General features: G+C 38.3%; 1 pseudogene. It reads left to right on the top strand.

What is annotated here, in order from left to right:
• A pseudogene (locus AWV70_RS23165) lies at positions 1-243 on the top strand (plasmid recombination protein); the annotation flags it as partial.

Below are 243 nucleotides of genomic sequence, written 5' to 3'. Positions count from 1 at the left end.
CGGTACTGGTAAATGAATTGTTGGTGACATCTGGGAGAGAATTTTTTGAGGGACTAGATTCTGCAGAACAAAAAAGATTTTTTGAGTAAAGTTTCAAACTTTTTTCGGAGCGATACGGTGAGCAAAATATCGCTTATGCGACGGTTCATCATGACGAAAAAACACCTCATTTACATATTGGAGTTGTTCCGATGCGTGACGGAAAACTACAAGGAAAGAACGTTTTTAATCGACAGGAATTGA

It is taken from the genome of Sporosarcina koreensis (assembly GCF_001531445.1).
GTDB classification, from domain to species: domain Bacteria; phylum Bacillota; class Bacilli; order Bacillales_A; family Planococcaceae; genus Sporosarcina; species Sporosarcina koreensis_C.
The sequence above is the reverse complement of the archived record's forward strand: the minus strand, read 5'-3'. Positions and strand labels throughout refer to the sequence as shown.